This window comes from Idiomarina sp. A28L, from assembly GCF_000218785.1.
Lineage (GTDB): Bacteria > Pseudomonadota > Gammaproteobacteria > Enterobacterales > Alteromonadaceae > Aliidiomarina.
The window spans coordinates 112,759-132,650 of the sequence record NZ_AFPO01000020.1 but is presented as its reverse complement, the minus strand read 5'-3'; the positions used below and the strand labels follow the sequence as shown (position 1 = coordinate 132,650).

Genomic DNA, 19,892 nt, shown 5'->3' with positions numbered 1-19,892 from the left:
GCTTTGCCAAAAGGAAGTTGGATTAGTGAAAGTTTTGCATTTTACATTGTGCTTAGTGTGCATTTTTAGTGTAGCAGGGTGCGCAAGCTTACCGCCCTTGAATGAGCGCAGCCTGAGTCAAGCGCTTTCCCCTGAGAAAGCAGCGAATACCACAATTGGCCGAGCGATTGCCGCCGAACAAAATGAACGTAATGATCATTCTGGAATTATTCCATTGGCCGATGCCTGGGATGCATTTGCCGCTCGTATTTTGTTAGCAGAGGAAGCGGAAAAAACTTTAGACGTTCAGTACTACATATGGCGTGCGGACGATACCGGCTTACTACTTTTTTCTTCGTTATATGAAGCGGCTGAGCGTGGTGTAAGAGTTCGGCTATTGCTCGATGATTTAAATACAACAGCTCTTGAAGGCTATTTGCAATACGCTCACAACCATCCTAACTTCGAAGTTCGTTTATTTAACCCTTTCGTGTACCGACGTTCCCGTATTTTGGGCTTTATTACCGATTTTGATAGAGCCAATCGGCGCATGCACAATAAATCGTTCACAGCTGATAACGTGGCTACTATAGTGGGCGGAAGAAACGTTGGCGATGCCTATTTTGGCGCTGGTGAGGGCATGCTATTTAATGACTTAGATGTACTTGCGGTTGGCCCAGTGGTGCGAGAAGTTTCCGCTGATTTTGATTTGTTTTGGCATAGTGCGAGTTCTTACCCCCTTCATCAAATTATTGATACTACTTCTCCGCGTTCGCGTTATCAGCCACAGCCTGTTTCCCTAATTTTGCACGAGCAGGCTGAATTATTGGCGTACATGACAGAGGTAATGGATACGGCGTTTATTGGGTCTGTGTTAGCGGGAGAAGTGGCGTTTGATTGGGTTGATATCACCATGGTTAGCGATGATCCAAGTAAAGGCTTGGGTGATGCTACAGGCGAACAGCTTATTAGCAATCAATTAGCCAAAATATTAGGTGAACCTAGCTCATACTTAGAACTTGTTTCGCCTTATTTTGTGCCCACAAGGGCCGGAACAGAAGCGTTAATTAATATGGCAAAACGTGGGGTAGAAATTACTATTTTAACCAACTCCCTTGAGGCCACTGATGTGGCCATGGTTCATGCAGGTTATGCAAAGTGGCGGAAACCACTTTTAAAAGCAGGTATACGTATCTTTGAAATGCGAAAAATTCAACCGGAAGGTGAATTAGCCAATGATGATAATCGCCTTGCTCGTTTTGGGAGCGGGGCCGGAAGTTTACATGCAAAAACCTTCGCAGTAGATGGCGAGCGTGTGTTTGTGGGCTCGTTTAATTTCGATCCTCGGTCGGTTGCTCTTAATACCGAACTTGGTTTTGTTATTGATAGCCCTGATATAGCGCAGGTTATTGATGAAACCTTTAAAGAGCGAATGCCGCAGCAAGCCTATGAATTAAAAATTTCTGCGAGTGGGCGTTTATATTGGATTGAACGCTCCCCTGGGCGCGTTCAACGGCATGATATCGAGCCAGGAACTAGCTGGCTGCAGCGAAGCTCCGCATGGTTTTTCTCGCTTTTACCTATCGATTGGCTACTATAGTACTTACGTCAAAATGTGTCGTGATGAGTTATTCTAACGAGGCGCATTAGCGCTGTGGGGGTTTCCCCTAATCTTAGGTAAGCAAACTATCGAAACATAAAAATCGCAGTTATAGTAATAACTTATAGGTTGATAGGTGTTCCTGCTCCAGTTTGCCTTGGGCACTTTGTTGTTCGATAACTAGGTTTTCTCGATGAGAGATAAATATGCCCAGTAACAATGTTACCAATTCGGTTTTTCAAGGATTAGCCGATGTGTTCACGATGAGTGAACAAGAAGAGTTTTTCGATATCCTAACGCAGAGGCTTTCTGTAATCCTCTGCGTTGAGCATGTGCTTATAGCGCGCGTTGAGGAACATGGCAAAACAGCCAGTGTGCGCTCTTTCTTTTCCAATGGTCAGCATTCTGAGAATATCAATTATCCACTTGCGGGCACGCCCTGTGAAAAAGTATCCGCCCGTGAAGCATGCGTTTATCCCTCAAAAGTAGCCGCAGCATTTCCTGAAGATAAGATGCTGGTTGAGCTCGGTATTGAAAGCTATCTTGGTTTTCCCATTATCGATAGAAAAGGCAATAAACTTGGTTTAATTGCGATTATGGCTAATACGCCAATAGAGGATACTGAGTTGTGCCGAGAAGTATTGCGTATCACCGGAGCTCAGATAGGTTCCGAGCTGCAGCGGCGAACTAATGAACGCCGAGTGCAGGAGCTTGCGTATACCGATCCAGTGACGGGGGCACCGAATCGAACTGCGTTTATGCAGCAGATAGAAAATGAAATTAACAAGGCTGATGCGAATCAAGAAGGCTTAAGTTTATTAGTTGTAAATATACGCCGCTTCAAAGAAGTAAATGATACTTACAGCCATGGAGTTGGCGATGCATTGTTAGCGGCGGTAGCCGAAAGGCTTCGTGAATTCCTACAAGAAAAAGATTTTGTTGCCCGTTTTAGTAGCGATGAATTTGGTGTTTTGCTACCTGCTGTTCGCCCAGGGTTGCTGCCACAAGCAATTGAAAATATAAAAGCTGCATTCCATGAGCCGTTACTTGCCGGAGATCGTTTGTTTAACGTTAGTGTTCGAATTGGCGCAGCTCATTACCCATCCGATTCAACTATGCCAGGCTCGTTATTACAACGGGCAAGTATCGCTTTAAATCATGCTAGAACGGTAACAACGCAAAGCAGAATTTATGATGATTCAATGAGCCAAGAGCTTTTAAATGAACAGCACATGCTCGAGCGTTTAAAGTTAGCGTTGCAAGAAGAAACCTTAGAATTATATTACCAGCCTCAGTTTGATGTAAGAACAGGTGAACTTTGCGGTGCTGAAGCTTTATGCCGATGGAATGACGCGGAATTAGGAGCTGTATCGCCTTTGCAGTTCATCGCTTTAGCTGAAGATCGTGGCCTTATTCACTTATTGGGTGATTGGGTGGTGCGTACTGCGGTGGCACAACTTAAAAGCTGGCTTAGAGATTATAAAACGTTTCAGGGAACGCTAAGCGTGAATATTTCTGCTCGCCAATTTGACGATCCCTTCATGGCGAACTATTTAATTGATAAGGTTTCAGAGCTTCCCCGTGGTATTTTCGCAGTAGAGTTAACTGAAAGCATTATGATGCGAAATCCACATCAGGGAATGCAGCAGTTAAAGCGTTTGCATGACAATGGTTTTATCATTGCAGTGGATGATTTTGGAACTGGTTATTCCTCACTTTCATATTTAAGCCAGTTTCCAATTTCGGTGCTAAAAATTGATCGGTCTTTTATTCAATATATGCAGCCCGGTAATCATCAACATTCAATTGTAGTTACGATTCTTGCTATGGCTAATGCATTAGGGCTTGATACAGTAGCGGAAGGCGTAGAAACTGTAGAGCAAGAGCGGCTTTTAAAGGATATGGGCTGTTATTGTATGCAAGGTTTTTTGCGCGGGAAACCTGTGCCAGCCGAAGAATTTGCCAAACTCTGGTTGAGTAATGCTTAAGTTCTTATGGTGTTCTAGTTGCATGCTAAATATTTAAAATGTGGAGTAGTTGAATGTCGTTGTTGCCAGTACTGATGCTCGTATTTATCCCGGTTGCGTTTATCGCGTTGATTGCCGGTTATCTTATTTGGTTCTTCCGCAATGAAGAAAAGAAGCGTTAGTATGGATGCCGACAATCAGCGCTTGTGTTTGAATTGTAATACCGAACTCAATGGACCTTTTTGTCATCAGTGTGCCCATATTCGCACTGTTTCTGAAGTTAATGTATATCGGTAGCAAGCGTTACTACATTGAGCACGTAGTATTGGCATTGCATACTCATGCCTTTATGCTGATATCTCTGCTGGCAATATTGGCGATTAATTTATTTCATTCAAGCTTGGTAAAATATGGCATCAGCAGTTGGCTCACGTGGCCATTACCATGGGTGGTAAATGTGCTTTGGATATGGCTACCGGTTTATCTATTTTTGGCACAAAAGCGCTTCTATCGACAATCCGTTTTAGTGACATTTATTAAGTACAGTATCACTGCACTCTTCTATATTTTGTTATTAATCTCTGCCGCAGTTGCAGGTTTAATCTGGAGTATTTGGAGTGCTTAACTTTTCCGATTTGTGTTGTGCGGGGGATATATGAATAACAGCGTGGTTGTGGCTTGCCCAGCATGCGGGCAGCGCAATAAATTTCCAAAAGAAAAACTGTCAGCACACCCTCATTGTGGTGCCTGTAAAGAAAAATTAATTACCGGTGTTCCGTTTGATTTAACTTTAAATAACTTGAAGGCACATATGAGCAGCGATCTACCCGTGGTGGTAGATTTTTGGGCGCCTTGGTGTGGGCCTTGTAAACAGTTCGCACCGATATTTGAAATGGTTGCGGCACCTTTTGCGGAACGAGCACGCTTTGTAAAAGCCAATACTCAAAACGAAACGGTTTTGGGCCAGCGTTATAATATTCGGAGTATTCCAACAATAGCTATTTTTCATCACGAACAAGAGCTGGCGCGGGTTTCTGGTGCTATGTCTCCACAGCAATTACATAAATGGTTGGAAGAAGTTTTGGGTGGCGTGGGCTGGTAACGTTTGCATAACTGTTGAGATCGCTCCGAGTGTTTGCAGAGGAAACAATGATGAATAAGCCATTTAAGGTCGACCGTTTTCTAGCAAGTACGCATGAGGTTGAGAATCAGCCGCAGCCTCTAGAAAACTACAATGTTTTTTTGGCGGATAATGCATTACAAGAGGCGTTAGTGAGAGAGGGAGCCGAGTGGGCTTTGGCTGATGTTGCAAAGTTCGGTGAGTTGGCTGGTCGTAGTGAAACTATAGCACTTGGATTTGATGCAAATGCGCAGAAGCCGCAGCTTCGAACTCATGATCGTTATGGCAATCGCGTGGATGAAATAAAATTTCATCCTGCTTATCACCAATTGATGCGAATAGGCATTGAGAATGGCTTGCATGCCAGCCCGTGGAGTAACCCGAAATCTGGAGCACATGTAGCGCGTGCTGCAAAATATTACATGCATACGCAAGTTGAAGCGGCACATGGCTGCCCGATTACCATGACATTTGCGGCTATTCCTGCACTAAAACACCAACCCGAATTATTAACCAAGTTTGGGGCTCGAATAATGGCGCCTCACTATGATTCACGAAATGTGCCGGAGAACGAAAAAGCAGGGCTAACCATTGGCATGGCAATGACAGAAAAACAGGGTGGTTCTGATGTTCGCCGTAATACAACTCGCGCATACCCGTTAGGTAAAGGCGGAGCGGGTGAAGCGTACGAATTAGTGGGGCACAAGTGGTTTGTATCTGCTCCTATGTGCGATGCTTTTTTGGTGTTAGCGCAAACAGAATCGGGCTTGAGCTGCTTTCTGTTGCCACGCTGGCGCCCAGATGGAAGTAAAAATCCATTACAGATTCAGCAACTGAAAGATAAAATGGGTAACGTTGCCAACGCATCTAGTGAAACTGAGCTGCGTGGTGCCCTAGCTTGGATGGTTGGGGAGGAGGGGCGTGGCGTAAATACTATTATCGAAATGGTGGCCATGACTCGCTACGATTGCATGATTGGTTCCTCAGCGGGTATGCGGCAAGCGTTAGTGCAAGCTATCCATCATTGCGATCATCGAGCTGCATTTGGAGAAACTTTGAGCAAACAACCGCTCATGCAAAATGTTCTCGCGGATCTCGCTCTTGAAAGCGAAGCTGCAATGACTTACATGATGCGGATAGCTCGGGCGATGGATAATCAAGACAACGAGCATGAACGATTGCTATCACGAATTGCAACGCCGATTGGCAAATATTGGATATGCAAACGCACACCAAATCATTCTTATGAGGCTATGGAAGTAGTTGGTGGTACTGGCGTAATGGAAACTCACATTATGGCACGGTTGTTTCGAGAATCGCCGATAAACGCAATATGGGAAGGTAGTGGTAATGTGCAATGTTTAGATATTTTGCGTGCGATAGATAAAGAACCTGAGGTTCTTGATGCTTATTTTGAAGAATTAAAACGAGCTCAGGGTGCCGACCGGCGCTTTGATAGCTTTATGGCCGATTTAAAAAACAGCTTCACGGATTCGAGTAATTTACAGTATCGAGCGCGTAACATCGCCGATAGGATGGCTCTTGCATTGCAAGGGGCTTTGCTACTGCAGCACGCCCCGCAATCTGTGGCTGAAGGCTTCTGCGCAGGGCGCTTATCTGGACACACGGGTTTGAATTACGGCAACCTGCCAATTAATGTGGATTGTGAAGCTATTATTAACCGTGCGAGAGTGCAGCTTTAATATCGATACACTCACTCAACTAATAATTAAAAATAACGAGAGGGGAAACTTATGAATATCCCAGGATATGTGGCCAGAAATGGTCGGAAATACACGCGTAATGAGGCGGTAATAACACCAAACTCACGTCACTCTTGGGGGGAGCTTGATATTCACGTTAATCAACTAGCGAGTTATTTGCGCGATGAACAGGGTATTCAAGATGGTGATAGGGTAGCTCTGTTACTGCCAAACTGTTACGCCTTTGTAGTTAGCTATTTCGCAATTCAGCGCCTTGGTGCTGTTGTGGTTCCGATTAATGTTCGATTAGCAACGCCTGAGTTGGAATATATATTGGACGATAGCGGTGCTCGGTTGGCAATCACATGCATGCATACCGATGGATCAATTAAACCAATTCACGAAAATGGCTTCGCTTCGCTTTGGCTTGATGATGTAAATGCTATGCTTGATGGCTTACCTGCAGATGCTATTGTGTGTGATAGTGACCCAGAAGATCCCTGTTGCCTGTTGTATACATCGGGAACTACCGGTCGGCCAAAGGGGGTTTTGTTTAATCATTCTGCATTATTGCATGTAGGTATGATGTTCGCGGTGGAAATGCATTATCAACCGGAAAGCCGTCTATTAAGCTTAATGCCTTTTACCCACTCAGCACCCTTAAATCTTTCCTTAGTGGGTGGCACCATAGTAGGTTGTACGCATGTGATAGCACCCACATTTACGCCAGATTTATTACTTGATCTAGTTGAAAAAGAGCGCACAACGCATTTCTTTGGCGCGCCGGTGGCGTATTTGCTAACAGCACAACATCCGGATGTAGCTAATCGTGATCTCAGCTCAATGACACATTGGATTTATGGTGGCGGGCCTCTGGCTGGCGACCATGCGAAACTGGCGCAAAAAGCATTCCATTCAGAACGTTTTTATTGCGTTTATGGCCTAACGGAAGCGGGCCCAACTGGTTCATTACTTTTGCCGGAAGAGCATGCATCAAAAGCTGGTTCTGTAGGTAAACGTGCGGCTATTTTTACTGAAGTACGGTTGGTCGATGAAGAGAACAACCCTGTGGGTGATAATGAGCCGGGCGAGATGCAGATTATAGGTGAAGGTTTAATGCTTGAATATTGGAACAAACCGGAAGCCACAGCAGATACATTCACTAGTGATGGTTGGCTGCGTACGGGCGATATTGCTATTCGCGATGAAGATGGTTTTTATTGGATCAAAGATCGGCAGAAAGATTTGATTATCTCAGGCGGCGTAAATGTATATCCTCGCGAGATCGAAGATGCGCTTGCTAAGCACCCGGCGGTTCTTGAGGCCGCGGTAATTGGGATTCCTCATGAGCAATGGGGAGAATCAGTGAAAGCATGTGTGGTATTAAAAGCTGAGTTAATTAACGTTGAAACTAGCTTAAAAGAGCATTTAAAGCCTTTGCTTGCTGATTACAAGATTCCTCGGCACATTGAGGTAATGCAAGAGCTTCCTCATAATGCAAATGGTAAAGTGCTAAAACACGAACTACGAGCTATGAATTCTTAGGTAAAGCCAGCTTGAATAAACTAGGGAGCCGCCAATTCGTATAATTGAAGTGGCGGCTCTATCGTATGTGCTAGTGCCAATTTAGCACCTAATTACTCAATGTTGGGTTTCTGATTCGTGAGCGAGTTAATTCTATTTCTTTGCTTTGTATAGCACCTTCAGTAAGAACGGTAACCGTAACCGTACTTCCCTCGGGCCCACGCAGATTGCTTTGTACGTAGGTGGTATCGTGCATTTCGGTGAGCGCCACGCCATTAATTGCCAATATTGTATCGCCTACAGTTAAACCTTCTTTCGAAGCAGAACTTGGGTGAAACAAACCATGCACCTGAAAACGCCCACGCAAATCGGGCGGTAAAATAATGCCAATACCTACGAACTCACTAAGTGGTGAATTGACAGAAAAGCGATAACAAACTGATTCAGCCATATTTTGATTTTGCCACATGCAAGAAGTGGCTAGTACTTGGTTGTTATGATAAGTGTAAAACCACCCGTAAATGGCCCCTTGGAAAGTGGTGTACATATTACTTAAGTTGCTACCTGTAAAGGTTCTTACTCTGCGCATTTCGTTATTATAAGGGCTATCCGTAACGGTAATACTATTAAGCTGAGGAAACTCAGCGTAGGTTATTTGTGTACCTGCAATTTGATTATTTTCGAAACCATATCGTTGTGCCGACCAAGTCGTTTGATCGCTACCGAAATATTCAGATTGGCTACGCACGCTAGATATAGATTGCCACTGCCCTCGCTGAACGTTGTCGTTTAAGTTTCCTGCAATGCGAGCATTGTAGGTTACGCTTTGCTGGGTATTATTCGGCAAACGAATTTGCATGCTGTATTGCACAATCGCTTCAAATGGCCCTGATATTTTACCCTCATTACACTCACCAGAGATAAGGTGTGCTGAAATAGGCGACATGGTGCTAGTTCTATTAAGGCTTCGATCGCCGGTTCGCATAAGGCTTTTGGTTACGTTCATAGGAACATTCTGCGCAATAATGTAGGCAGTGTTTTGATCTATATCACAAGGAATAGCATTGCTGGTATTGAAGGTTTCCATGTTGTTTGCCCACGATTTATAGTGAGCAACTACCGCATGGTAGTGCTGCATTTCATCAACGTTTAAAGCCGGCTGAGCTTTACCGCCGGGAACTGCGGAATTTGCGGCATTTGCGAGACTTTGCATGGCTGCTCGTTCATACATTGGTCGGGTATCAACACACCCAGATATAAGTAAGAATCCGGGAAGGGTAAGCGCTAAAGCCGTAAGAGTGGATGTTTTCATGATAGTTACTCTTTTTGTTGTTAGTTGTTTAATATATAGCCAATTTGAACTGTAAAATCACGAATAAATTAAAAAAAGTTAAAACGCTCAATGGGCGGTAATTGCCAACCGCAGCTGGTTTGCGTGAATAAGGAGTTTAAAATGCGGGTGAATTCAGCCCTTGAAGCCGTTTCTGCAATTGCGGATAACGATGTAATTTGGTGTCAATCAATGGCGGCAACGCCTTATTTAATTCTCGATGCATTAGCAACGGTAGCTATGGACCGGCAAAATTTAACCTTGCTGCAACTGCATACTGAAAAAAGCGCTGCGTTATGTAGCCCAGATTTACAAGGCCATCTTCGGCAACGAGCATTTTTTGTGGGCGCGGCAACACGGAGCGCAGTAAAGCAAGGTTTAGCCGATTATGTACCCATGTTTCTATCGGAGATACCCAAGCTGTTTCGTTCCAAAGAACAGCATTTAGATGCCGTTCTAATTCAGGTTTCACCGCCGGATGCTCATGGTTATTGTAGTTTAGGAATTTCAGTTGAAGCTACGCGAGCTGCGTTACAAATGGCAAGTAAGGTAATTGCTTGGATCAACCCGAAAATGCCGCGAACACATGGTGATTCGTTCGTACATATAAACAAATTCACCCGCTATTTTGAACATAGTGCGCCGTTGCCATTGCACGTTAAGCCCAAGCAAAATGAGGTAACCGAGCAAATTGGCAGAAATGTAGCCAGTTTAATTGGTGATGGTGATTGCTTACAAATGGGGATTGGTGCAATTCCGGATGCAACTTTGGCGTGTTTAGGCGACCGCCGTGATTTGGGTATTCATACCGAGATGTTTTCTGATGGTGTACTACCATTAGTTAAATCAGGTGTAATTAATAATTCCCAGAAGCGTAAGCATCGCGGTCGAATTGTTACTACTTTCGCGATGGGTAGCCAAGCACTTTATGATTTTGTTGATGATAATCCAGAAGTAGCTTTCCTCGATGTGGAATATACTAATGATACTTCGGTGATTCGCCAGAATACCCAAGTAATGGCGATCAATAGTGCTTTGCAAGTAGATTTAAGCGGCCAGGTATGTGCTGATTCGCTCGGCACTTCAATTTACTCTGGGGTAGGTGGGCAAATGGATTTTGTTCGCGGGGCGAGTTTATCAGAAGGTGGTAGATCGGTAATTGCATTACCGTCTACCGCTGCAGCAGGTTCAATATCGCGTATTAGTGCAATGTTGAGCCCAGGCGCAGGCGTAGTTACTACGCGGGCACATGTGCATTATATTGTTACTGAGTACGGTGTAGCTAATCTGCGAGCTCGGAGCATGAGTGAACGCGCCGCTGAGCTTATAAAGATAGCGGCACCGCAATTCCAAGAACGGTTAGCGCGTGAAGCGAGAAATGATTGGGGTTTATACATTAAAGGATAATTAAATGGCCGCTTGGCATGAGAAATCAGCGAAGGAAACCTATCAACACTTCAGTACTTCGTTTGATGAAGGCTTGAGTGCTGAGGTTGCTGAACAACTACTCCAAAAAAATGGGCCTAACGAACTGCCCACAAAAGCTGCAGTGCCAGCTTGGAAGCGTTTTCTCCAACAATTTAATAATCTCTTAATTTATGTGTTGATCGTGGCTGCGCTACTTGCCGGAGTACTCGCTGAATGGCTAGATATGGCAGTTATATTCGTAGTTGTGTTGGTGAATGCGAGTATCGGCTTTTATCAGGAGGGCCGTGCTGAAAAAGCTCTGAATGCAATTCAAAAAATGTTGAAAATTCAGTGCACTGTTCGTCGTTCTGGTAAAAACATTAGAATTCCCGCTCGTAATTTGGTGGTTGGCGATATCGTTACACTTGATGCTGGCGATAAAGTACCCGCTGATTTGCGTCTAGTAAGCACCCATAGTGTAGCTATTCAAGAAGCGCCCTTAACGGGTGAATCAGTTGCAGTAGAGAAAGCTAGTGGCGCTCTTGATAACCAAACGGTTTTGGCTGACCGCAACAACATGGCTTACTTTGGTACCTTGGTTACGCAAGGCAGAGCTATTGGTGTAGTAGTGGCAACGGGCAGTGATACCGAGCTTGGCCGTATCAATAGGCTCCTAAACAAAGTGACTACTATTACTACGCCGTTAATCCAACAAATGGCGCAATTCGCCAAGTACCTTACGTTAGTTGTAGTTGGAATAGGCTTGCTCGTATTTTTACTTGGCTTTCTACGTGGTGATGATCCTACTTATTTATTTATGGCCGTTGTAAGTATTATTGTGGCGGCAATTCCAGAGGGATTACCAACGATTCTTACGGTAGCTTTAGCTATTGGCGTAACTCGGCTAGCCCAACGGAAAAGTATTATTCGCAAACTTCCTGCAGTAGAAACACTGGGTGCGGTATCTACCATTTGTTCTGATAAAACTGGCACGTTAACGCGCAATGAGATGATGGTGGCAAAAATCGCTACTGGAAATGAGATGTGGGAGATTTCTGGTAGTGGCTACACCAAAGGGGGGGAGTTTTCGCACTCTAAATACTCTGAAACTAACGCTGATACGAAGTTAATGAAGCTGTTACAGGTTGGGGTTTTATGTAACGATTCCGAGTTAAAAGAGGTGAATGAAGCTTGGGAGGTAGTAGGTGATCCAATGGAGGGAGCGCTTATTGTTACTGCTAGTAAAGCAAGTTTAGATTATCAGCAGCTTTTTCGCTCCGCGCCACGTATTGATTCCATTCCATTCGATGCACGTCATAAATATATGGCTACTTTGCACGATGCTGGCTTTCTTTTTAGCGGAGATGCAGAGCCTCGAGAAGCACTAACCAGTGATCAGCGTATTATTCTTATAAAAGGTGCTCCAGAGCGTGTTCTCGGCATGGTAAACCTGAGTGAAAATGAACACGAACAGTTACATCAGCAAATTAATACTTTGGCAGAGCAGGGTATGCGGGTGTTGGGTTTTGCCTATAAACTCGTTGATAGCAGTTATGCAAAGATCAAACCTGAAAATATTAAGCATGATGCGCAGTTCTTAGGGTTTGCCGGATTAATAGACCCGCCACGCGAGGAAGCCAAGCAGGCTATTATAGAATGTAAGAAAGCAGGTATTCAGGTAAAAATGATTACCGGCGATCACCTGGGTACGGCAAGAGCAATAGGGTTTCAGCTTGGGCTTCAGAACACTGATGATGCGCTAGCCGGAGCTGATATCGATAACCTTAGTGATGATGAGCTCGCTGCAATTATTGGCAAAGTAAACATCTACGCTAGAACAACACCAGAACACAAATTACGTTTAGTAAGTGCCTTACAGAAGAATGGTGCAGTGGTGGCAATGACAGGTGATGGTGTGAATGATGCGCCAGCACTAAAACGCGCTGATGTAGGTATTGCAATGGGGCTAGGGGGAACGGAAGCGGCTCGTGAAGCGAGTGAAATGGTGCTTACTGATGATAACTTCGCCACGATTGTAAGCGCAGTGAAAGAGGGGCGTACTGTTTACGATAACCTAAAAAAAGCGATTAGTTTTTTGCTTCCGGTTAATGGTGGCGAATCGCTTGCCATAATATTAGCCTTATTATTCGCCTTTACGTTGCCGATTCTGCCTTTGCAAATTCTCTGGGTGAATATGGTGAGTTCGATTACTTTGGCATTAGCACTTGCTTTCGAACCGAGTGAGCCAGGAGCCATGCAACGGCCGCCCAGAAATCCTTTAGAACCATTAATTTCGCGGTTGCTACTTTGGCGCATAATTATGGTTTCGATACTATTTACCCTAGGTATTTTTAGCGTTTTTCAGTGGGCTTTAGCACAAGGGTTTTCCGAAAGTTATGCCCGAACTATGGCGGTAAATACTTTAGTAGCTATGGAAGTTTGGTATCTATTTAGTGTTCGTTATTTACACGGAAAATCATTTTCGCTTAAGGGTATTCGCGGAACACCCTCTGTTTTGCTTGCGGTTTGCACCGTGTTTGTTTTGCAGCTCATATTCACCTATACACCTTTTATGCAGCGTTTGTTTGCAACCGAAGGGCTCGCAATAGAGCATGGCCTGATTTGTGTAGCCGTTGGTATCTTGATATTCGCAGTTTTGGAGTTTGAGAAGATACTGCGGTCAAAGCGCTCTGTGAAAAACATCTAGTACTTAGCGGTTAATACCTGGCGCTTTCACTAAAGCTCTATTTAGCCGTTGCATTGTGCCCTTGCCATAACCAAATAACAAAGACAAGCCATGGAAAAGCGATTAAGACGAATATAAATATGAAGAAGCCAAGGCCAGTTGCTTTTTCCTCTTCATGATCGAACTGTGCTGGCGGGCTGAGGGCATAAATTGTAGGTGCATCGGTAAGCGAGAAAATAGGGGTTTGCTGGAAACTAGTGGGAAGTTCGTAGCTAAATACCTCCCGAGCTGAAGCGTAACGCGAATCACTTGGATAATTAAAAGTGAATGAATAGCGCTGATACTCTGTATTCGCGCTATGTGTGTAATATTCATCGTGTAAATTTACATACTGAATGGTGAGTTCTGTGGGCTGATATTCTGGGTTAATAATATAGCGATCGAAGAGTTGTTCTAGTTGAGCAAAATTCTCAACACGTGCTTTGTCGCTTTCCATGGAATCGTAGCCAAAAGCTATAAATATGTATGCAAACAGGGTAACAATAAGAGTTACTAAAGAGCGCCACAACGCCGAAAATGCCTTTTTGATGAATCCCACAGCTGAGCCCCAGTAAATTTAAATTAATTGATAAATTTATATACTTTTCACCATAAAAAAGCACCTAAAAGGGCAAAAAAACTTGCAGCTTTTTGGGTGTGGCACTATCATACCCGCCGCTCACACTCGTGAGCATCAAATGTGCGTCCTTAGCTCAGCTGGTTAGAGCACCACCTTGACATGGTGGGGGTCGGTGGTTCGAGTCCACTAGGACGCACCAATTCTATCTTCATAAATAACAATTAAAATCAGTTACTTAGCCCTGCACTTGCTCTCTAGGTTTAGATGTGATTTTCTGCACTTTAAAAAACGTGACCAAATCGTGACCAAATCGTGACCATCGTATTTTTCAGATATCGTTTACCACCTTTAACTCTTTCTCGACCTTCACAGAAATCTAGAAATAGATAAGCGCATCCTTAAACTCCTCATTGCTAGTTGTGCATCGACTACTTGCTTAATTTCTGATGATTTAGTAGCTTTAAATCACTGATTATTTTTTGCGCCACGGAGATTTGGCAAAAAGAACCTATTATTGAGCCTGCTCAGATAGTATTCCACAGGGAAGAGCCTACCTCATCAGTTTCTACTTGCTTATTTCTAGTTGATAACGAGCATTCTGACTTCTTCTGAAATTGCCACGGTCTGGCTTTCTGTCATGCGTTTGCTCATCGTAAAACTCCTTTGTTTTAGTTTAAAAGAAATTCTACGTGTGAGATGTATTATCTTATGGGTTAGTTACAAAGCGCTCCATAGGTACTCAACTTTGAGGTGCTAGGTTGTCTAGAGAGATTATAAAGATTCATATATTATGATTCTAGAATAATAGAACCATGGGTGTAATGCTGGCTTTAGAGGTTTAACTGTTTACTCAGTGGATATGAAGTTCAGGTTTAAATCTTGGATTTTTATGAATGAAATAACAACGAACTGAAAAACAAGTTCAGATTCCATTGTAATGAAGTCAATAAGTTGAGGTTTAGTATGGACAATCATAATTATCCTGATGCGGATCGGATAATAAAGAACTTCCGGGAAGCTTTTAAGACTACTAACGGAATACTTTCTCTAGTGGCATTTTTCCTCATCGTTAGCATTGTAAACATCCCTTAAAATAGTACCAGTGATTTTTTAGTGTGTCTGTGGATAATAGCCTTAACCACGGAGACAAGATAATGCGTAAATCACGTTTTACTGAAACACAGATCCTTAAAGTTTTGAAAGAAGTTGAATCAGGTCGCCAAGTGAAAGATGTTTGCCGCGAGTACGGCATTGCTGATGCGACTTATTACAACTGGAAATCGAAATATGGCGGCATGGAAGTTTCGGACATCAAGCGGCTGAAAGAACTTGAAGAAGAGAACTCCAAGCTTAAGCGTATGTATGCCGATATGGCACTTGAGAATACAGCGCTCAAGGATGTTATTGAAAAAAGCTCTGACGCCGGCAGCCAAGCGCGAAACCGTCGATTATCTAGTATCAGAGTACGGTTTGAGTGTCAGGCGGAGTTGCAAAGCACTGAATCTAAGCCGCTCCGTTTACACTTATCAACCTGATACCAGCAAAGACGACGAGGTTATCGAAGCACTACTGTCGGCGGTTGAACGCTACCCTCGTTATGGGTTTAAAAAGCTTTTTCATGTGCTCCGCCGAGCAGGTCATCGCTGGAACCATAAACGCTTGCACCGTGTGTACTGTGCATTAAAGCTAAACATGAGACGAAAAGGGAAAAGGCGACTTCCAAGTCGCAACCCTGAACCGTTAGCTGTTCCGGAGTCTTTAAACCAAAGCTGGTCTGTAGATTTCATGAGTGATGCATTGTATTGCGGCCGACGCTTCCGAACCTTTAATGTGGTGGATGACTTTAATCGCGAAGCGTTGGCGATAGAGATTGATTTAAACTTACCGGCAGCACGGGTTATCAGAACATTAGACCGTCTCGCAGCATGGCGTGGTTATCCAAAGCAGATTCGCATGGACAATGGGCCTGAGTTTATATCAATCGCATTAGCTGAATGGGCAGAGGAAAACAAAGTTCACCTCGAGTTTATTAAACCTGGAAAGCCGACCCAGAACTCATATGTTGAACGCTTTAACCGAACTTATCGAAATGAAGTACTTGATTACTATGTATTCAGAAGCCTGAGAGAAGTTCGAGACATAACAGATAACTGGTTGCCACAATATAACGATGAGCGGCGACATGAATCACTTGGTAATCTGACACCGTCAGAGTATCGATTGGTAAAAACGAACGAACAGACCTCTAAAAATGTGTGGCACTAACCGGGGGATGTTTACAATATTTTATACGAAATATATGGTGGCATTGCAGAGATACTATTTTGAAAAATCGTTGAAGAATATTCAATTCTCACACCTTTTTAATGTTGCAAAACGCGGCGATTCAACTCACTAAAATTCCTTAGAACTGAGACGATAGGTGTCATAAATGAATCTTTATCTAGGTTTTGATCCGGGCGGTGAAAAGCAATTTGGCTGGTCTATTTCCTCTGAAAGCGATGAATGCCTTGTTGTGCACAAAACTGGCAATGCGAATCATGCGGTTGGGGCACTAGAGGCTGTAAGGCAACATATATCAGATTCAGATGACGTTATTGCTGTCGGTATTGATGCGCCTCTATTTTGGGTCGCTAACGGTGGGCGAGCTGCAGATAAGAAAGTGAGAGATGCAATCAAGCTATTGGGTGCTCGGAGTCCTAGTGGGACAGTTCAACAGATTAATTCCTTGCGTGGCGCGTGTTTGGTTCAGGGAGCCATGATTGCCTCATTAATAGCTGAGTCTTTTCCCGAAGCCAGTATCAATGAAAGTCACCCGAAAGCATTCTTGTTTTTGCTCGGGCTAGCCTCTTCAGTTGTTCAACCTTCTAATGTGACAGTTGAACATTTTTCTAATTACATAAAACCAAGCGGCCGCACATATTCCGAACATGAGCGAGACGCTATATTGGGCTGTATTGCAAGTTGGTTGCCGGCAAGAGCTGATAAGGCATGGCGTAACCTTGCAATGGAGGAAGAATCGATGATTGTTCCGGGTGCCTACGAACCCAATTATTGGATGCCATGGGAGTTAATCACCTAACGACGGCTACATCACAAACTCTCAATGAACACTTCTTAATATTTTCTAAACACGAGCATGAAAAGGCGCTGCAGTAATGCACATTGGGTGCAGTAATGCACGTTGGGTGCAATAATGCACATTGGGTGCAATAATGCACGTTGGGTGCAGTAATGAACACTCGGTTTAATAATCCGAGATCTGTTCAATACTTAGGGCACTGTTCAGTAAAGCCCTATCATCGGTATCTCTGGCAGGTTTTTGATGGTTAAAGCCATAAAGAAATAAAGATAGAGATAATCTGAACACGTCACGTTTTAGAGCTTCGCAGATTTGACTTCTTGAGGCTGTATAGCTCAGTTGTTATATACTTGCTTATGCGGTGAAAATTGAATGATAACTGCTGAGATAAGAATGAGTTGATGCTTATCAGCGTTAGACTAAATGCATGAATTCATGTCAGAAAGTTGTGACCAAATAAGATTGTGACCGAGATAAAGTACGTTGTTCGACTTTAAAATACACAGTTGCAATTCTTAATTAATATTATTAATAACAATGAGTTGCAATCATTGTCCATTGAGGTCTAATAATGTAAAACACTCTTAACCACCTTGACATGGTGGGGGTCGGTGGTTCGAGTCCACTAGGACGCACCAATAATTTCAAAGATCCTGCTGCACTCTTGTGTTGCGGGATTTTTTTGTATCTGATTTTCGTATTAGCTTTTGCTCCCTGTCATTTAAACGTCATAAAACTTCTATAGCGTAGCGGTGCGCTAATACGCTTGTATTGCGTGCTTTTTTGTTACTGCTAGGGGATTCATCTTTGAAGTTTTTTGCTAAAGAACTGAGCTGGTTATCGTTTAACGAGCGGGTATTACAGGAAGCAGCTGATCGAACGGTTCCGGTAATTGAACGTGTGCGTTTTCTGGGGATATTTTCGGCCAACATGGATGAATTCTTCCAAGTTAGAGTGGCTGATGTACGCCGAAAAATATTTTTCGCTAAAGACGCGGAAGAGATAGAATCGGCGCAACTGTTACTAAAGCAGATTCAAGATAAAGTAATTGCCTTACAACTCAAGTTTGATGAAATACAAAAAGATGTTGTGATTTCGCTAGCGCGAAAAAATATTTTTATTCTAGGCGAGCATCAGCTTTCAGACACCCAGCGCGATTGGGTTGTTAGCTATTTTCACGATAAAATTAAGCGCTATATTATTCCACTAATCATCTCGCCGAAATCAAATTTATTAAAGCATTTGAAAGAAGATCGCATCTACTTTGGTGTTGAGATGAGTTTTGAAAAGGAAGTTCTATACGCTGCAATAGAAGTTCCTACCGAAGAAGTTTCGCGATTCGTACGTTTACCGCACAACAAAAGCAAACGGCGCAAAGATGTTATTTTACTCGATAACATTATCGCTATGTGTTTGGGGCAGGTGATGCATTTGATGTTTGATTGCGAACAGATACGTGCATTTTCCTTTAAGCTCACGCGCGATGCTGATTATCGTTTGCCTCATGATATTGACCAAGGCTTGCTTGAGAGAATGGAAGAGGGTATCAAGCAACGGGAACAAGCCGATCCAGTTCGCTTAGTTTATGATAGAGAAATGCCTAAAGCGATGCTGCGGTTTCTGAGTAAAAAGCTGCATATGAACGAATATGATTCGCGAGTAGCCGGGGGTAGTTATAGAAACACTCGAGATTATCAAAAATTCCCAAATTTGGGCCGCAAATCGTTAGCATACCCAAGTTTGCAAACATTGGAACACCCGAGGTTTCTTCGCGATAGTAATGTTTTTGATGTGATATCTAATCGTGATGTGCTGCTATATTTTCCATACCATAAATTTGCTCACGTTACTGAATTATTGCGGCAAGCCGCTTACGATCCCGCGGTTCGGAAAATTCAAATCTGTGTATATCGAGTAGCTCCACACTCTCGAATCATGCGCTCGTTAATGGAAGCTGTGCATAACAACAAACAGGTAAAGGTAACCATAGAATTGCAGGCTCGTTTTGATGAAGAAGCTAATATTGAGTTGGCTAAGGAGTTAACTGATGCGGGCGTGCACGTAGTATTCGGAATCTCCGGTTTAAAAGTGCATTCGAAACTATTCTTAATTCACCGCGAAGAAGGCAACAATATTCGCCGTTATGCTTATATAGGCACTGGTAATTTTAATGAGAAAACTGCAAAAGTTTACACCGATTTCGCCCTAATGACCTGTAATCCGGGTATCTGTAGCGATGTAGAAAGCGTATTTTCTTATTTGGATACTCCTTATTTACGTCACTCATTCAATAAGTTGATGATCTCACCAGTAAATTTACGCGAGCGTTTTGTTGCTTTACTTGAAACTGAAATTGAGAATGCTCAGCAGGGTAAACGCGCTGAGATTTTCCTGAAAGTAAATAATTTAGTAGATGAAGCTATTATTGTGCAACTTTACAGAGCCAGCCGTATGGGCGTTAAAATTCGCTGCATCGTTAGGGGAATGTGCTCACTGCGCGCTGGTGTTGTAGGCTTAAGTGAGAATATTGAAGTGCGCAGTATCGTTGATCGCTTCTTGGAACATCCTCGCGTATATTGGTTTCATCAAGATGGCGGTAACAAAGTATACATTTCATCTGCTGATTTAATGACGCGTAATATCGACCATCGAGTTGAGGTAGCGTGCCCTCTAGAAGATACAGATAGCAAGCAACAAGTTATGGATATTGTGCAACTGCAGTGGAAAGATAATTGCAAAGCAAGGGTAATCGATGCTGAGCAGCGCAACGAATATGTAACCCGAGGTAACAAGAAAAAAGTGCGTAGCCAAATTGAAATCTACAATTATTTAGCCGCAAAAATGCGAGCAGTAATACCTCCGGAATAGGTACACA

13 protein-coding genes and 1 tRNA gene are annotated in these 19,892 nt (G+C 43.4%); 12 read left to right on the top strand and 2 right to left on the bottom strand.

Going from position 1 to position 19,892, the window contains the following annotated elements; all coding sequences use genetic code 11:
• Positions 1-25: 25 nt before the first annotated feature.
• From A28LD_RS07440 to A28LD_RS07415, 6 genes are all read left to right on the top strand, one after another.
• The gene (locus A28LD_RS07440; protein WP_007420465.1) at positions 26-1,579 is read left to right on the top strand and encodes a phospholipase D family protein; all 1,554 of its coding nucleotides are present in this window, start codon (positions 26-28) and stop codon (positions 1,577-1,579) included.
• Positions 1,580-1,785: 206 nt separating this feature from the next.
• The gene (locus A28LD_RS07435; protein WP_007420464.1) at positions 1,786-3,567 is read left to right on the top strand and encodes a sensor domain-containing phosphodiesterase; all 1,782 of its coding nucleotides are present in this window, start codon (positions 1,786-1,788) and stop codon (positions 3,565-3,567) included.
• 211 nt (positions 3,568-3,778) lie between these two features.
• A complete protein-coding gene (locus A28LD_RS07430) occupies positions 3,779-4,171 on the top strand; it encodes a hypothetical protein (protein ID WP_139043550.1) in 393 nt (130 codons plus the stop codon).
• A 30-nt stretch (positions 4,172-4,201) separates the two neighbouring features.
• Positions 4,202-4,648 (top strand): thioredoxin TrxC, encoded by a 447-nt coding sequence (gene trxC, locus A28LD_RS07425; RefSeq protein ID WP_040487142.1) that lies wholly within the window; start codon positions 4,202-4,204, stop codon positions 4,646-4,648.
• A 47-nt stretch (positions 4,649-4,695) separates the two neighbouring features.
• Positions 4,696-6,369, top strand: coding sequence for an isovaleryl-CoA dehydrogenase (locus tag A28LD_RS07420; protein ID WP_007420461.1), 1,674 nt, complete (start codon positions 4,696-4,698; stop codon positions 6,367-6,369).
• A gap of 51 nt (positions 6,370-6,420) precedes the next feature.
• Positions 6,421-7,914: a class I adenylate-forming enzyme family protein gene (locus A28LD_RS07415; protein WP_007420460.1), complete on the top strand. Its 1,494-nt coding sequence runs from the start codon at positions 6,421-6,423 to the stop codon at positions 7,912-7,914.
• Between the two features lie 88 nt (positions 7,915-8,002).
• Here the strand turns inward: A28LD_RS07415 and A28LD_RS07410 are convergent, their stop codons facing one another.
• Positions 8,003-9,205, bottom strand: a complete 1,203-nt coding sequence (locus tag A28LD_RS07410) for a S41 family peptidase (protein ID WP_007420459.1) — start codon at positions 9,203-9,205, stop codon at positions 8,003-8,005.
• 141 nt (positions 9,206-9,346) lie between these two features.
• Between A28LD_RS07410 and A28LD_RS07405 the strand changes: the two genes are divergently transcribed.
• Positions 9,347-10,630: an acetyl-CoA hydrolase/transferase family protein gene (locus A28LD_RS07405; RefSeq protein ID WP_007420458.1), complete on the top strand. Its 1,284-nt coding sequence runs from the start codon at positions 9,347-9,349 to the stop codon at positions 10,628-10,630.
• A gap of 4 nt (positions 10,631-10,634) precedes the next feature.
• Complete coding sequence (locus tag A28LD_RS07400; RefSeq protein WP_007420457.1) at positions 10,635-13,337, top strand: cation-translocating P-type ATPase; 2,703 nt, start codon at positions 10,635-10,637, stop codon at positions 13,335-13,337.
• A 37-nt stretch (positions 13,338-13,374) separates the two neighbouring features.
• Here the strand turns inward: A28LD_RS07400 and A28LD_RS07395 are convergent, their stop codons facing one another.
• Positions 13,375-13,812 carry a hypothetical protein gene (locus tag A28LD_RS07395; protein ID WP_139043549.1) on the bottom strand — a complete coding sequence of 146 codons (438 nt, stop codon included), beginning with the start codon at positions 13,810-13,812 and terminating at the stop codon, positions 13,375-13,377.
• Positions 13,813-14,057: 245 nt separating this feature from the next.
• On the opposite strand from A28LD_RS07395, the gene A28LD_RS07390 reads away from it, so the two are divergent.
• From A28LD_RS07390 to ppk1, 4 genes are all read left to right on the top strand, one after another.
• Positions 14,058-14,134 (top strand) — tRNA-Val (locus tag A28LD_RS07390).
• 955 nt (positions 14,135-15,089) lie between these two features.
• A protein-coding gene (locus A28LD_RS07380) for an IS3 family transposase (RefSeq protein WP_139043548.1) occupies positions 15,090-16,200 on the top strand; the annotation gives its coding sequence in 2 pieces (ribosomal slippage) (positions 15,090-15,343 and positions 15,342-16,200; 1,113 coding nt in all).
• 166 nt (positions 16,201-16,366) lie between these two features.
• The gene (locus tag A28LD_RS07375) at positions 16,367-17,017 is read left to right on the top strand and encodes a DUF429 domain-containing protein (RefSeq protein ID WP_007420452.1); all 651 of its coding nucleotides are present in this window, start codon (positions 16,367-16,369) and stop codon (positions 17,015-17,017) included.
• A gap of 807 nt (positions 17,018-17,824) precedes the next feature.
• Complete coding sequence (ppk1, locus tag A28LD_RS07370; protein ID WP_007420451.1) at positions 17,825-19,885, top strand: polyphosphate kinase 1; 2,061 nt, start codon at positions 17,825-17,827, stop codon at positions 19,883-19,885.
• Positions 19,886-19,892: the final 7 nt, after the last annotated feature.

Bases quoted from the DNA above. Each gene is read 5' to 3' on its own strand.
- A28LD_RS07435 (WP_007420464.1), top strand. From the start codon at position 1,786: ATGCCCAGTAACAATGTTACCAATTCGGTTTTTCAAGGATTAGCCGAT.
- A28LD_RS07430 (WP_139043550.1), top strand. From the start codon at position 3,779: ATGGACCTTTTTGTCATCAGTGTGCCCATATTCGCACTGTTTCTGAAG.
- trxC (WP_040487142.1), top strand. From the start codon at position 4,202: ATGAATAACAGCGTGGTTGTGGCTTGCCCAGCATGCGGGCAGCGCAAT.
- A28LD_RS07420 (WP_007420461.1), top strand. From the start codon at position 4,696: ATGATGAATAAGCCATTTAAGGTCGACCGTTTTCTAGCAAGTACGCAT.
- A28LD_RS07415 (WP_007420460.1), top strand. From the start codon at position 6,421: ATGAATATCCCAGGATATGTGGCCAGAAATGGTCGGAAATACACGCGT.
- A28LD_RS07410 (WP_007420459.1), bottom strand. From the start codon at position 9,205: ATGAAAACATCCACTCTTACGGCTTTAGCGCTTACCCTTCCCGGATTC.
- A28LD_RS07405 (WP_007420458.1), top strand. From the start codon at position 9,347: ATGCGGGTGAATTCAGCCCTTGAAGCCGTTTCTGCAATTGCGGATAAC.
- A28LD_RS07400 (WP_007420457.1), top strand. From the start codon at position 10,635: ATGGCCGCTTGGCATGAGAAATCAGCGAAGGAAACCTATCAACACTTC.
- A28LD_RS07395 (WP_139043549.1), bottom strand. From the start codon at position 13,812: ATGGAAAGCGACAAAGCACGTGTTGAGAATTTTGCTCAACTAGAACAA.
- A28LD_RS07375 (WP_007420452.1), top strand. From the start codon at position 16,367: ATGAATCTTTATCTAGGTTTTGATCCGGGCGGTGAAAAGCAATTTGGC.